At 69.6% G+C, this 14,814-nt stretch carries 7 protein-coding genes; 3 read left to right on the top strand and 4 right to left on the bottom strand.

All coding sequences use genetic code 11. The features are described from left to right. The first annotated feature begins 68 nt into the window (after positions 1-68). Positions 69-2,144 (top strand): NAD(+) synthase, encoded by a 2,076-nt coding sequence (locus ACFY01_RS09985; protein ID WP_390735183.1) that lies wholly within the window; start codon positions 69-71, stop codon positions 2,142-2,144. On the opposite strand, the gene ACFY01_RS09990 is transcribed toward ACFY01_RS09985, so the two are convergent. The 4 genes from ACFY01_RS09990 to ACFY01_RS10005 are packed head-to-tail and all read right to left on the bottom strand — an operon-like array spanning position 2,126 to position 8,843. Further along, positions 2,126-5,239, bottom strand: coding sequence for an SAV_2336 N-terminal domain-related protein (locus tag ACFY01_RS09990; protein WP_390735184.1), 3,114 nt, complete (start codon positions 5,237-5,239; stop codon positions 2,126-2,128). The two genes, ACFY01_RS09985 and ACFY01_RS09990, sit on opposite strands and share 19 nt — an antisense overlap. Beyond that, the gene (locus tag ACFY01_RS09995) at positions 5,240-6,211 is read right to left on the bottom strand and encodes an AAA family ATPase (RefSeq protein WP_390735185.1); all 972 of its coding nucleotides are present in this window, start codon (positions 6,209-6,211) and stop codon (positions 5,240-5,242) included. It lies immediately after the preceding gene. Beyond that, positions 6,208-8,352 carry a trypsin-like peptidase domain-containing protein gene (locus ACFY01_RS10000; protein ID WP_390735186.1) on the bottom strand — a complete coding sequence of 715 codons (2,145 nt, stop codon included), beginning with the start codon at positions 8,350-8,352 and terminating at the stop codon, positions 6,208-6,210. Before ACFY01_RS10000 ends, ACFY01_RS09995 begins: the two co-directional genes overlap by 4 nt. A gap of 8 nt (positions 8,353-8,360) precedes the next feature. Beyond that, entirely contained in the window at positions 8,361-8,843 is a 483-nt protein-coding gene (locus tag ACFY01_RS10005) for a CU044_2847 family protein (protein WP_390735187.1), read from the bottom strand. 427 nt (positions 8,844-9,270) lie between these two features. On the opposite strand from ACFY01_RS10005, the gene ACFY01_RS10010 reads away from it, so the two are divergent. Both ACFY01_RS10010 and ACFY01_RS10015 read left to right on the top strand, forming a co-directional pair. Further along, positions 9,271-14,022, top strand: coding sequence for an RICIN domain-containing protein (locus ACFY01_RS10010; RefSeq protein WP_390735188.1), 4,752 nt, complete (start codon positions 9,271-9,273; stop codon positions 14,020-14,022). After that, positions 14,019-14,561: a hypothetical protein gene (locus ACFY01_RS10015; protein WP_390735189.1), complete on the top strand. Its 543-nt coding sequence runs from the start codon at positions 14,019-14,021 to the stop codon at positions 14,559-14,561. Before ACFY01_RS10010 ends, ACFY01_RS10015 begins: the two co-directional genes overlap by 4 nt. The last annotated feature ends 253 nt before the right edge of the window (positions 14,562-14,814 follow it).

Below are 14,814 nucleotides of genomic sequence, written 5' to 3' on the forward strand. Positions count from 1 at the left end.
CGGCATGGACGGGGTGCAACCGGGTTACCCGCCACCCATCGTGTCGCTCTGACGATTACACTGGGCGGGTGCCTCCGTTGAACTTCTGGTCGATCTATCAGCACGGCTTCGCACGCGTCGCCGCGTGCACGGGTCACACCGTCATCGCGGACCCGCACGCCAACGCCGAAGCGGTCCTGCGCCACGCGCGCCGGTGCGCCGAGGAAGGCGTCGCCGTCGCCGTCTTCCCCGAGATGGGACTGTGCGGCTACTCGATCGAGGACCTGCTGCTCCAGGACGCGCTGCTCGACCGGGTCGAGGAGGCGCTGAAGGAAGTGGTGGCCGGATCGGCGGGGCTGCTGCCGGTCCTGGTCGTCGGTGCCCCGCTGCGGCACCGCAACCGGGTCTACAACTGCGCGGTGATCGTGCACCGCGGCCGTGTCCTCGGCGTGGTGCCCAAGTCGTACCCCCCGAACTACCGCGAGTTCTACGAGCGCCGGCAGATCGGCGACGGCGCCGACGAGCGCGGCGGGTCGATCCGGGTCGGCGGCGAGTCCGTGCCGTTCGGCGTGGATCTGCTGTTCGCCGCGGACGACGTCCCCGGTCTCGTGCTGCACGCGGAGATCTGCGAGGACATGTGGGTGCCGGTGCCGCCCAGCGCGGAGGCGGCCCTCGCCGGTGCGACCGTCCTGGTCAACCTCTCGGGCAGCCCGATCACGGTCGGCCGGGCCGAGGACCGCAAGCTGCTGTGCCGCTCGGCGTCCTCCCGCTGCCTCGCCGCGTACGTCTACGCGGCGGCCGGCCTCGGCGAGTCGACCACCGACCTGTCCTGGGACGGCCAGGCCATGGTCCACGAGAACGGCGTGCTGCTGGCGGAGACCGAGCGGTTCCCGCTCGGCGACAGCTACGCGGTGGCCGACGTGGACCTCGATCTGCTGCGGCAGGAGCGGCAGCGGATGGGCACGTTCGACGACAACCGCCGTACGCACAGCGCCCGGACCGGGGACTTCCGGACGCTCGCGTTCGAGCTCGACCCGCCGCTCACCGACCTGGGGCTGCGCCGCCGCCTGGAGCGCTTCCCGTTCGTGCCGGCCGACGCCGACCGCCTCGCCCTGGACTGCTTCGAGGCGTACAACATCCAGGTCGAGGGCCTCCAGCAGCGATTGGCGGCGATCGGCGGCCCGAAGGTCGTCATCGGGGTGTCCGGCGGCCTCGACTCCACGCACGCGCTGATCGTCGCCGCCCGCGCGATGGACCGCGCGGGCCGCCCGCGCAGCGACATCCTGGCCTGGACACTGCCCGGCTTCGCCACCAGCGACCACACCAAGGACAACGCCCACAAGCTGATGAACTCCCTCGGCGTCACCGCGGCCGAGCTGGACATCACGCCCACCGCACGGCTGATGCTGAAGGAGATGGACCACCCGTTCGCGTCCGGCGAGCCGGTGTACGACGTCACCTTCGAGAACGTCCAGGCGGGTCTGCGCACCGACTACCTCTTCCGGCTCGCCAACCAGCGCGGCGGCATCGTGCTCGGCACCGGCGACCTGTCCGAGCTGGCGCTCGGCTGGTCCACGTACGGCGTGGGCGACCAGATGAGCCACTACAACGTCAACGGCGGGGTGCCGAAGACGCTGATCCAGCACCTCATCCGCTGGGTCATCAGCAGCGGCCAGTTCGACGAGGAGACCGGCAGGACGCTCGCGGCGATCCTGGACACCGAGATCAGCCCGGAGCTGGTGCCGGGCGAGGAGATGCAGTCCACCGAGTCCAAGATCGGCCCGTACGCGCTGCACGACTTCACGCTCTTCCACGTCCTGCGCTACGGCTTCCGGCCGTCGAAGATCGCGTTCCTGGCGTGGCACGCCTGGCACGACGCGGAGTCCGGCGAGTGGCCGCCCGGCTTCCCCCAGGCCAAGCGGGTCGCGTACGACCTGCCGGAGATCCGGCACTGGCTGGAGGTCTTCTGCCGCCGCTTCTTCGGGTTCGCGCAGTTCAAGCGCTCGGCCATGCCGAACGGGCCGAAGGTCTCGGCGGGCGGTTCGCTGTCCCCGCGCGGTGACTGGCGGGCGCCGTCGGACGGCAACGCGCGGGCGTGGCTGCGGGATCTGGAGCGGTTCGACCTCCCGGACGCGGGACTCCCGAGTCAGGTGGCGAAGCCCTGAGCCACAAGGGCGGCCAGACACACGTAGGCATGGCGGTTGCCCGCGCTCAGGGCGCTCAGGTGGCCCTCACCCCCGTGGACCAAATGGTGGTCGTAGGCGATCGAGACGATGCCACGGCACAGATCGCGGAGTTCGGCGGGCCGGGACACGATGCCAGAGGCGAACGATCCGTCGCCCGCGCCGGACGGCAACGCCGCGGAGACGACGATGATGCTGCGGCTCAGCAGGTCCGGTGGGCCGTGCTCCCGCAGTCGCGCGAAGACCTCGCGGCCGAGCGGGGTCAGCAGCGACTCGACGGAGTCGGCGACGATGACGAGCTGATCGGCTTGTGGCAGAACGGTACCGAGATCCGTGTTCAGTACGTCGGACTCGGAGTCGGTGATCACGATGGCGTAGTCGTCGCACAGCCGGCGAAGGACCCTGCGGACGTCTTCCGCCTCGGGGCCGCCCGGACCGATCAGGTCCGTCAGGACGTGCGCGCCTGAGGCCATGCGGGAGACGAAGGAGGTGGTTCCCCGGTAGGTCCCCTCCTCCAACTGCTCCAGCATGGCCGTCATCCCGTGACCGCTGTTCGCGTTCACCCGGAAGCCCAGCGTCCCACGGCCCGGGTCGGTGTCCACCACGATGATCCGGTCGGCCCGGACCGCGGCGAAGGTCGACGCCAGCAGAGCGGCCGTGGTGCTCTTGCCGACGGTGCCGGGGAAGCCGAGCACGGCGACTCGACGGCTCTCAGGGGCAGTCGTGCGGATCAGACGGTGCAGCGCCTCGGTGTCCATTCCCTGCACCAGCATGCCGTCGTCCTGGCGCAGCCCGAGACGCACCGACAGGGCTTCCATGAGGGAGTGGGCACTCGGCGTGGGAGCCGGGTGCCTCGGGTCGCATGCCTCGATCAGCGCGTCCAGCTCACCGAGGTCGTCCGGTACGAACGAGGTGAGTTTGGCGAGGATCGTGCCCAGCGACTCGATGTCCGGCTCCACCTCCTGTGGTCGCGTGGCAGGACGGGATGCGAACCAGTCCGTGAGCAGTACCGACCGCCCGAGGCACTGCACGGTGTCCGCGTTCAGGTCGCCGTGACACAGGCCGGCGTAGTGGCTGACCGTCACCGCCTCGCACAGCCGCAGCGCTGTCTCCAGGGCGTCGTCCGGGTGGAAGCCGTCACGGGCCAGCACCTCCGACAGCGGCATGGCGGGGCTGCCGTCGGGCATGTGGGGCTGGGTCTCGACGATCCAGCGAAGCCCCTCCTCGTCCGAGCCGACGGCCATCAGCTGGGGGGCGCAGCGGCCCTCCAGCTGTGTGAGTGCGTCCGCTTCGGCCTGGAACAGATGCTCTTGTTCCGCCGGGCCGGTGATGACGACCACTTCCGTTCCGCTCGGATCCCGCCCAAGGAACTTCTGCCGCCGACCGCTGCCGACTCCTCGCGCGTGCAGTGTGTACTCCCCGACTCGCCAGGGGTCGGTCGGCCTGAGAGACCACCACACCGTCCCGGTCCGCCGCTCCAGACTGCCCACCCCGAATCGCGAGGCCAGTCGCGGTCCGACGGTCGCGAACGCCCGTGTCGAGGTGGGAATCCTGTCGATGCCCTCGGGATGGGCGAGCCACGCCGGGAAGTCGGCAGACCTCCCCGCCAGCTGTTCCAACCGCTCACCCACGTTGCGCGCCGTCTGTACGAGGTCCGCCAGCGGCACCGCGTTGATCAGGGCCTGCCCGGCGTCGTGTTCGAAGTCGAAGAGCTGGTGCTGCGGCGGGAGCGGCTTGTCCGGGGCTGTGAGCTGCGGGGTCATGAGCCCGCCGAGGAACACCTCTGCCAGGTGCGCGGTCCGTGCCCAGGGGATCGCCGCCTGCACCAGACGCATCACCGGCAGGGACAGCGGTGCGAGCCCGGCCAGGTGGGCTGCCAGGCGGTACGCCTCGGGTGTGGCCGCGGCGTGGAAGCGGCGAAGACGTGACAGACCGGTGTCCGCGGGCCGCCGCTGCCCGGTGCGAGGGGCTGCCAGCAGCGGGAGGGTGGCCGAGGCGGCGGGGGACGCGACGAGGTTCACCCAGGCGCTCAGGGATCCCGGTGCCGGCTCCAGGACCGGCACCGGCACCCCTGTGAAGCGGGCGACTTCGGGCGGGAGCAGCGGGTCGGTGACGAGCCATTCCGTGTTGGCCGAGCCACGTCGTCCACTGCTGACCTGCCAGCGCTGGGCACGCAGGGCGGAGCTGTCCCACATCCGCCGCGGCAGGGCATGGAGCACGGCGGTCGGACCGTACCCGGCCCACTGCCGCAGCGTCCGGTGCATGTCGCCGTTACGCCAGGCGAGGCCCACGCCGTCGCTGACGACCAGGACGAGCGTGCGGCCCGTGGGGTCGCACAGCCGGCTCGGCGCTGTCCGCTGGGCATCGGGCGCGAAGGGGCGACCGCGCAGATACGGTTCTCGGCTTCGGGTGTGCAGGCCGTACGCGTTGATGACGCGGAAGGCGCCGGCCCGCCGCAGCAGAGCGTGCAACTCGGTTGCCAGGCGCTGCCACAGCACCATGGAAGTGCCGTCGTCGATCACGAGGGCCAGGTCGAGCCAGCGTTCCGGTGCCGGGCGCATGACGACGTCCGGGAGCCCGGTCTCGGCCAGGACATGAACGGTCGCCTGCTCGTCGAACTCGTAGCGCGAGGTGCTGGGACGGGACTGCTTGAGGGGACGGAGCGCCCGGCCGATGAGCAGTTCCATGGAGAGCGCCTTGATTTCGGGGACCCGCACCGGCATGGCCCGGGCACCGGTGTGCAGGGGTTCGCTGACCCGCTGTGGAGCCTCGGACCGCCGCTCCGGTGGCGTCGGCGGTGTCGCACGGTGCGTGGACGGACGGGCGCCGCCGTACACATCGGTGCGGCCCGCCGGCCGCGGCCGGCGTTCGCGGCGCTGCGGCGTGACGCGTGTGGGGAGCGAAGGTGCCTCGCGGGGGGTGGCCGCGCGTCGCAACGGCAGAGCCTCGGCCGGACCGGTGAGGGCACGTGCCAACCACAGGGCGTCGAGCATCTCCTCCTGCGAGAGCACCACTCCGCAGTCGGCCAGCAGGTGGATGACGCTGCGCAGTTCCCGCCCCGTGGCGTCCCCGGGCATTCAGATCGTCCCGCCGAGCCTGTGCAGCACCGCGTCCAGCAGGGAGTCCGCGTCCAGGTTCACGCCGCCTGCCCGGAGGAACACGGCGTTGAGCAGTTGGTCCGTAGCCAGTCCACCGGCCTGCCGGCGGCGCAGGAACTCATCGAGCAGTTCACTCACTTCGCCCATGGTTCCCTCTCCGAGATGGGCGGTGACGATGTCCCGGAGCCGCTCGTCGTCCGGCGCCGGAAGCTCCAGACGGACGCAACGGCGCAGGAATGCCGGCGGAAACTCGCGTTCGCCGTTGCTCGTGATGACCACGACGGGGAACTCGTCACACCGCACTCGGCCACGGGTGACCTGGATCCGCTCGTCGGCATCGGCGGCCAGGATCTCCACACAGGACTGTCCCTCGGGCAGTCGGGCGAGCTCGGCGATCTCGTACTCGCCGTCTTCGAACACCGTCAGTAGATCGTTGGGGAGATCGACGTCGCCTTTGTCCAACTCGTCGATGAGCAGGACGCGCGGGCGTGGACGAGGTACCAGCGCCGTCCCCAGGGGGCCCAGGCGGATGAACGTGCCGATCGAGGGTTCAGCGTCCGCGGTGTCTCTGGCAAGGGTCGTCTCGCGCAGCCGGCCGACCGCGTCGTAGCGGTAGAGGGCCTCCCCGACCGTCGAGCGGCTGTTGATCGGCCAGTGAAGCACGTCTCCCAGATTGAGTTCGTGCGCGACGGCCCGTGCCAGGGATGACTTGCCGGTGCCGGGCTGTCCGGTGACCAGGAGGGGCCGACGCAGGTGCAGGGCGGCACTGACGATGTCCGCGTGACTCTGGCTGATGAGGTAGGGAGCGGATCCGCGGGAGGTGCCCGGCTCTCCCGGGGGCCTTTCGCCTGGCGTCGCTCCGAAGCGACGCCAGGGTGGGGCCTCAGGCAGGTGGACGTCCCTGGGGACGCCGTCGCCCCGGAAGAGCCGCCAGGGTGCTTCGCCTGTCATGCGTTCTCCTGTGAGGGGTCGTCGAGGTAGAGGTCCGGGCAGGTGGAGTCGGACCAGGCGAGTACGGGCCGGCCGTCGGTCGGCTTGTTCCACTCGCGGCGGCGGTACTCGTGCACACGGCCGGGCAGTTGCCTGGGAGAGGCCTTGGCCAAGTGGTCGCAGGCCTCGGACCAGGTGTTGTCGCCCCGTCCCCACAGCACCACCGGCAGCCCGATGGCCAGGCAGTACTGCACGATCTGACTGCGCAACCGGGCTTCGACCGCGGGTACGACGGCTCCGACGGTGTTCAGATCTCCCGCGAAGCTGCTGTAGAGGTCGCTGAGACTGCCGACCGAGGGGTCGATCAGCCGCAGTACTCCACCGTCCAGCCGCCTCCTGCGTTCGTCCAGAAAGTCCGTCAGGTCGCTGCCCCGCTCGAGGAGTTCCGGGCAGCTGATGACGACGGGATACTCGACTCCCAGCGCCCGGTACGTACCCATGGGGCCGGGGGACGGCCATGCGTGCGGATCGAGTTCGAGTCCCTCACGGCCGAGGGCCAGTTCGATGAGTGGCTTCACTCCGTTGTGGATCAGTGTGCGGGCCTTGCTGAAGATTTCCGTGACCGCCTGGGCGGTGTCGTACGACCGGTCCTCTTCGGTCGACACCCGCTGCCACCCGTACTCCTGCCGGCGCCAGATGCGCACTGTGTAGAGCTGGGGTGCGTCCGTTCCTTCGACCGCGGTCAACTGGACGTAGAGCCGGGGAACGTCTCGGCGCAGGCGCCGGGCCCGGGCGCGGGCATCCGCGAACCGGTCGCCCACGGCGTCCTGCGTGTCCAGGATCCGGTCGACGACCTTCCTGCTCCAGTCCACCAACTCGCTTCCCAGCTCGGTGGGAGCGAGGGCGGCCAGTTGCAGGACCAGGCAGACCAGGGCGGGTAACAGGGCACTGTTCGCCAGATCCGTCGCCGGCGCACGACGGTGGAGTTCCAGTTCGTCGAGGAGGGTCCGGAGTGCTTCGTCGGTGCTTTCGGGATCCAGCCATGCCGCGTCGGGGGGCAGTGCGGCCGCCAGGTCGATGTCGGGCAGCGCGTCGCGGACCACACCGGGCATCGCGGTGGTGATCGCGTTCGGCAGAGCGGCCAGCAAGGCGTTCAGACGGTCGCGTTCACCGGACGTGAGCAGCAGGCAGTTGCGGATGCGCCAACCGACCGGCACGAGTTCCGAGACCGCTTCCGGACGGAACTGGTAGAGGGCGTCGGTGAGTTCGGCCAGGGCCCGCGGGTGGCTGAGCAGAACGCGGACGAACTCGTCGATGCTCGGCGCGGATCCGTCCCCGGGATGTGAGAGACCGATCTTGTAGGCCACATGACGGCCGCAGTGCGCGAGTGTCTCGTGGCTGTTCAGCCTGCGGTTGATGACGTCCGCGAGTTCGGTGTACTCGCTCGCGGAGGGCGGCTCGCCCGCATCACGGGCTTCGTCGAGAAGACGGTCGGCACCCACCATGGCGAGTTCCTCGCGGACGCCCTGGGCGGTGACGCACCAACTGCGGCGCCGCATCCGGTCATCGTCGTCCGACTGGGCCTGGCCACCTTTGAGTCTGCCCATGACCAGCCCGACGACCGCGCTCTCGGCTGCGGACCAGACAGGGCCACCGCTGTAGCCCGGCTGGATGTTCCCTCCTGTCTCACAGCCGTCGAGGAGGGCGAAGGCGGTCTCGGGCACGTCGGCCACCACGCCCCGTGCCACGGACAGGTCGGTGTACCGGCCTGCCGGTTGCCAGGCGCGGATGGCCATGTCCACCACCGGGGGCTTCCATTGCGGCGGCACGAGCGTCGAGGGCAGGTCGTCCAGTAGTTGGAGCACGGCGAGATCGCCGCGCCAGCGTGCCCTGTCCCGGTCACGGACGGGGATCCACACCATGACCTCGGCTTCACGCCCGTATCGACCGACCCGCACACCCAGCCGCACTTCGCCGCCAGGATGGGCTGATTCGAATTCCTCTCTGTCGAGGGCCATGTTGACGACATGAGCGGCCGTCAGCACACGTCCCGCGGGTAGCAGAATGCCGGCGCCGACGATGTGCAGCGCCTGACGCCCACTCAACGCGGACACGGAGACGGTCGCCGGGCGGGTGGCACCCGGCGGGCGGAACCACGGCATGGCGGTCCTTATGAGGCCATGCCGGGACCGGCGCCCGCGCTCGTTTCCGGGGCGGGTCGCCAGGTCGCGGAAACGGTGACGCTGCTTGCGCTCTTGACGTCGACGATGCCGAGCTTGAGATCCTGTCCGAGTTGCAGCCCGAACTGGACGTTGAATTCATGCGGCGGATTGTCGACGGAGCTGACGACCGAATGCACCTCGCGGAGCAGCGGCCCCAGCGGGCTCAGGGCACCGCGCAAGCTCCCCCGGGCCAGTGTGCGGGCGGCGTCCCTGATCCGCCCCGCGGGCTCCGCCCCGCCGACGCCGCCGGGCAGGTCGTCCTCGTCAGCGCCGTATTCGTGATCGCCGTCGGACTCGGCGTACTTCGTGAACTCGCCGCCGACGCCCCGGCCACCCCCCTTGACGTCCCCGGTCTGCGGTCCCCCGACAGGTGACAGCTGAAGTCGTATGACCGTGCCGTCTTCCAGCAATAACTCCGCATATTGCGCCATGGGCATATTGTGCCGGTCCGCACCCGGCGGCGTGGCCGATTCCCGCCGACAGGGGGAACTCGCCGAGTCCGGCCGCGGCCTGACGCCGGTCGACGTACAGGAATCTCACAGGAACACCTGTACGAGGTCTTCTCCGTGTGTCTACAGTGATGCCGCGCATCGGCGGAGCCCGACCACTCCGTACGCGCACATCAGTCAGCGACCGGGGGAACGCCGTCGCTCACGGGGAGGGATCGCGTCGCTTCTGACTTCCCGTGTGAGCCCTTGAAGAAATCCACTGCTCTGCGGAGCATCGGCCGACCATCCGGCGCATCCACGTTCTGAAGAAGAAAGTGATGCTCCGTTGCCTTCCCGATCACGAAGATCGCTCATACCAACACCTGGACGGTCAGGGCTGGTTGCCCGGATCATCCTCCTGCTGACCGCGGTGGCGGTCGTCGTCGGCCTCACCGTCAGGCCCGGCCTCGCGGGTCGCACGGACCAGGACCACGTAAGCCTCGTGGGCGATTCCTACGACGGCTACGACACCAAAGCGGCCGAACAGCTGCGCGGGGACCAGTGTGTGGCCGCCGACGCCCTCCGCAAGGGCGGACCGAACCTGTTCGCCCTCGCGCAGAACGCGATAGGACTGCCGCCCGACCAGCTCCACCAGAAGCTCGACCGGGACCTCACCGACACCAACACCCCGCTGCACCAGGCGTTCTACGCGGACGGCACCAACAGCGACCAGTGGGTGAAGAAGGTCGGTGACCAGGGGCAGGCCTGGTCCAGCACGGTCAGCGGCCTGGACTCCTACCCCGGCGCCCCACGGGATGCGAACAAGATCTTCGACCAGGTCGGGCTGCTTCCGTGGCTGTACCAGTCGTACTTCAAGTCGGTCGACCTGTTCTCGCCCTTCTACGAGACGTCGCCCACCGCTGACGACAGCACGAAGGCTGCCGCGGTCGCGATCGGCGACCAGCTGTACACCACCGGGGGGACCCCGGAGGAGCAGCAGGCGTGGGCGCTGTGGAAGAAGAACTCCGGCAAGATCGAGCCCAATCAGCTGTTCGTTCCCCGGGTGTTCGCCGATGACGCCCGTATCTTCCTGTCCTCGGGCGGTTTCCCGCGCACGGCCCCGGCTCCGGACAGCCCGGAGTTCCGTATCGCGGTCGAGGACCTGAAGACCCGCTTCGCCGCCTGCGCGTGGCACGACCCGATCGACCCGGACCGGGTTCTGGGCAAGGAGGTCTCGCAGGCGTCCGCCGAGTGGCAGCAGGAGATCGCTTCCCAGGCCACGCAGCGACAGCAGATCCTGGCGGCCAACGTCAGCGCCACGAAGGCGTTGCAGGACGGCACGTTCGCCCTGGGCAAGGCCCTGGGCCAGTCATGGATCGCGGACTACTCCACCCGCTGGCTGGACCACTACACCGAGGGCGGCCTCAACTGGATCGGTGACGCCCCGCTGGAGATCCAGGTGCCGGGCGCCGCCGGCAAGTGCCTTGAGGTCCAGGGAGCCGCCAAGACCAACGGCAGCCCGGTCCAGATCAACACCTGCAACAGCGGCAGCGCCCAGAAGTGGCAGCTGTGGGGTGTCTACGACGGCCACTACACCCTGCTGAACGTCAACGCGCAGAAGTGCCTGGAGGTGCTGAACGGCGCCAGCGCCAACGGCACGAAGATCCAGATCCGGGACTGCGGCAGCGGCAAGGCCCAGCAGTGGACGTTCAGCGTCCGCGCCGCGGGCGAGCTGCGCAACATCGCCACGGACAAGTGCCTGGACCTGGCCGCGTTCGACAACGGCAAGGACGCCCTGCTCAACGCCTGCAACGGCTCCAACGCGCAGAAGCTCCGCATCGTCCCCAAGGGCCACACCGGCACCGCGCCGGCGAAGGCCGACGTGGACAAGGCCAAGGCGAACGTCACGAACGCCCAGGCGGAGGCGAAGAAGCAGCTCGCCGCCGTCAAGGCGCAGCTCGCCGCCGCGCAGAAGGCCGCCACCACCTCGGACACGGCGCTTCAGGCCGCCTACGGCATCGCCGACACCAACGGCGCGCCCCGCGGTCGTGGTCTGCTGGTGGGCCAGCAGAAGGACCAGGTGACCAAGGGGTCGGTCGCCGCGCTGACGGCGATGGTGAAGGCCGCCGAGACCGCCGAGGCCGCGACCCGCGCCTCCGCCGGGGACAGCGCGACGATCACGCAGCGCGCGCTGGCACAGTCGGCGCAGGTGCAGGCGGAGTTCCGCAAGGAAGCCGCCAAGGCAGCCGAGTCGCAGGCCAAGGCAGCCGCCGACGCGGCGAAGATCCACCGGGACAACGCCAAGAAGGACAAGGAGACCGCGGAGGCCAAGCTCGCCGACGCGCTGAAGGCCGAGGGTGACGCGAAGGCGGCCGCCGCCGACGCGCACGCCAAGCGGCTCGCGGCCGAGGCCGAGGAGAAGACGGCCAAGGCTGAGAAGGAGACGGCCGCGGCCAAGCAGGCCGAGGCCGCCGAACACAGGAAGAACGCCGAGTCCGAGGCCACGAAGGCGAAGGACGCCAAGGACAAGGCCGAAGCCGCCGAGAAGACCGCCGGGAACAAGCGCGACGACGCGGTCAAGGCGAGCGCCCATGCCAAGTCCCTGCGCGACGACGCCTGGGACGCCGAACAGAAGGCGGACGCGGCCCGCGCCAAGGCCGACGCCAAGGACGCCTACGCCGACTCCCTGGACTCCGGCAGCGCCGCCGACGACGCCCGCGCCGCCGCGAACGACGCGGACAAGGCCGCTGATGCCGCTGAAGCCGCTGCCGACAAGGCTCGTTCGGAAGCGGATGCGGCGACCCAGGCGGCGGCCGACGCCGACGCCGCCGCGACTCGCGCGGAGTCGGCGGCCAAGCGGGCCCGCTCCGACGCGGACGCCGCCCAGGCCGACAAGCTGAAGGCCGACGCGGCGGTGAAGACCGCGACCAGCGCAGCCGCGGACGCGATCAAGGCGTCGCAGGACGCCGCAGCCGAGGCCAAGACGGCCGTCAAGCTCGCCGACGAGGCCGAACAGCACGCCAAGGACTCCAAGGCGCAGGCCAACGCGGCGAACGTGGAGGCCGGCAAGGCACTCGCGGCTTCGGCGAAGGCCGCCGGGTTCGCGCATGTCACCGCGCAGGCCGCCGTGGACGCGGGCAAGGCCGCCGAGCAGGTCGCCGCCCCGGCCAACGACGCCGTCCAGCTCGGCTCCCCGTACGTCGACACCGACTCGGTGGCCGGCCTGGTGGTGCTGACCGGTCAGGCGTCGAAAACCATCGCCGACCAGCAGCAGGCCGTCGCCGACGCGCACGCCAAGAACGCCGCCGCCGAGGCCGAGGCCGCCAAGAACCTCGCCGACCAGGCCAAGGGCGACGCGAAGGAGGCCTACCAGCACGCGGCCAACGCCGCCCAGTACGCCTCCGACGCGCGCACCTACTCCAAGGAGGCCCTGGGTTACGCGGCCGACGCCGCCAAGGCCGCATCCGCGGCCGCGGCATCACTGGCCCGCACCGTCGAGTACGACAAACAGGCCGCCGAGGACGCCGCAGCCGCCGACAAGGCAGCCGGCAAGGCAGAGGGCTACGCCAAGGACGCCCGCGACTCCGCCGACGCCGCCGAACTCGACGCCGAAGCCGCCCGTTCCGCAGCCGCCCAGGCCGAACAGGACGCCAAGGACGCCCGCGCCGCCGCCGACCGCGCCGACGCCGCCGCCACCGAAGCCGAACAGGCCGCCAAGGACGCCGACAAGTACGCCGAGGAAGCCCAGGACGCGGCCGATCGCGCCGAACGGGCGAAAGAAGGAGAGCAGATATCCACGGGGGCGGGCACCGGTGTCGGCAACGTCTTCTATGTCATAGACAAGGTCACACCGGTCGGTGAGCCCAAGTGGCTCGGACAGCGGGACCTGAGCGCCTGCAACATCGTGTGGGCGAGCCCCACGGAGCATTGCAACGAGTTCGAGGTGACCACCGAAGTCACCGTCAACTACTACCTGTGCACCAGCCCCGACGCTCCTGCCACAACTTCTGGTTGCCCGTCGGAAAGCACCTTCTTCCTCGGCCCGGACACCAAGAAGATCACGCAGAAGCGGGCGATCCTCATCAGTGCCTGGGACGTCCTCGAAGAGCTGTGGTCGCCGATCATCAAGGCTCTCACTCACGACTTCACCGAGTGCTACCACGGCTCCGTCTCCGGTTGTGCGTGGGCGGCGACCTGGTTCATCCCTGGCAAGTCCATCACTGCCATAGCCGACGGTATCCGCGCCGTCGACGCCGCTTTGCGCACCGGTGTCGGGGTTGCCGACGCCTACAAGGCGCTCAAAGCACTTCAGGTCGCCCCCGAGACGCTCGCCGACATCGAGAAGGTCATCAAGACGTCCGACGAGCTCAAAGCTGCCTGCCGCATCAACAGTTTCCCGGGCGACACGCAGGTGCTCATGTCGGACGGATCGCGCAAGGACATCCGTGACGTGCGCTCCCGCGACACGTTGCTGTCCGCCGACCCCGGCACCGGTCTCATGGAGCCGAAGCCAGTCACCCGCACGTTCCAGCACGCCACCAACCACCTTGTCGACATATCCCTAGCTGGTGGCGGTCGCTTGTCCAGCACCACGGGACACCGGTTCTTCGTCGAGGGTCAGGGCTGGACGCTCGTCTCCGACCTGCATGTGGGTGACCGGCTGCGCACGCCGAGCGGGTCGCTCCGCACCGTGAAGAACCTGGACGATCGACCTGACCTCGCGCCCCGGACGGTGTACGACCTGACGGTGTCGGGTCTGCACACGTTCTACGTACTGGCAGGCGGGACGCCGGTCCTGGTGCACAACTGCGACGGGGAGATCCACTGGCTCACGGAAACGCTGAGCGCGAGCTCGGACGCGGCGAAGTACGATGCCGGTGCGATGGGGTCCCGGTCTGGCTTCGCCCCCGCCCTGCAGTACTTCAAGGCGGGTGCCACCAGGCTCAGCCAGGTCAAGTTCGACGGCATCGACACCGTCAACAAGATCATGATCGACCGGAAGTGGAACATCAGCCGACGCGCCAAGAGCTACCTCCAGGCGCAGAACCAGTCGCTCGCTCTGGAGCAGAACGGCATGACCGGACTCTGGGAGGTCCCGAACGAAACCGTCGCCCGGCAGGCTCGGAAGATGCTCGCGAGCCAGAACATCATCAACATCAGAGTGAGGGTCGTCGCACCATGATCACCACGAAGTACGCACTGGCGAAAGCCGTCGTGGACTTGATCATCTCGATCGAGCTCTCGGTCGGGGAAGACCTTTCCCACGGCGTTGCCGCCGGCATCACGGATCCGGTCAAGGAGTTGCTCGGCGGCACTTCGCGAGAGGTGCGCGACGACCTCGGCCAGTTGTTCCGTGTGGTGGCGCAGGACGAGGGAATCCCGGCACGGAGGGAAGCCGCGGTCGACCTTGCCGACACGATCGGCGCCACGGGTTCCGGTGACGACTCGTCCACGTCGAGCACTGCGGACCGTGTCCTCGCCAAAGCCTTCATGAGGCTCATGAACTCCGTCGAGCTCGCGGACGACGAAGACTTCGACCCCGACACCGCGATCAAGATCATGGAAGCGGTCAGTGGGTACTTGGCTCACGTGGTGCCGGAAGAAGTGCGCCAGGACCTCGTCCCACTGTTTCGCGAAGTAGCAGAGGGCGAGGACGATCCGGCACACAGGGAACTCGCAGCCGACTTCCCCGAAGCGATCGGTCTCGTGCCGGAGGACTGATCCACTCCCTTGACGTCTCGGTGAAGGCCGGGCATCACTGAGGGCCGTCCCCTGCCTCGCCAGGTGGGGGACGGCCCTCAGCGGTACGCAACCTGTCCTTCCGCCTGGTGCTGTCGCAGCGACCGGCGGAGCCGGCGCTGATGCGGGAGGCCGCCCCGTACCCGTGGTCACAGGCGGAGTCCCCGGCCAGGTGCAGGAGCTCGACCCCGCGGAGATCGCCGGGGTGCAGGGGGTGCAGCCCCCGCCGGGGCCG

This window comes from Streptomyces sp. NPDC001480, from assembly GCF_042894725.1.
Taxonomy (GTDB): domain Bacteria; phylum Actinomycetota; class Actinomycetes; order Streptomycetales; family Streptomycetaceae; genus Streptomyces.

Excerpts from the sequence above, each read along its gene's own strand:
- ACFY01_RS09990 (WP_390735184.1), bottom strand. The coding sequence starts at position 5,239 with ATGCCCGGGGACGCCACGGGGCGGGAACTGCGCAGCGTCATCCACCTG.
- ACFY01_RS09995 (WP_390735185.1), bottom strand. The coding sequence starts at position 6,211 with ATGACAGGCGAAGCACCCTGGCGGCTCTTCCGGGGCGACGGCGTCCCC.
- ACFY01_RS10000 (WP_390735186.1), bottom strand. The coding sequence starts at position 8,352 with ATGCCGTGGTTCCGCCCGCCGGGTGCCACCCGCCCGGCGACCGTCTCC.
- ACFY01_RS10005 (WP_390735187.1), bottom strand. The coding sequence starts at position 8,843 with ATGGCGCAATATGCGGAGTTATTGCTGGAAGACGGCACGGTCATACGA.
- ACFY01_RS10015 (WP_390735189.1), top strand. The coding sequence starts at position 14,019 with ATGATCACCACGAAGTACGCACTGGCGAAAGCCGTCGTGGACTTGATC.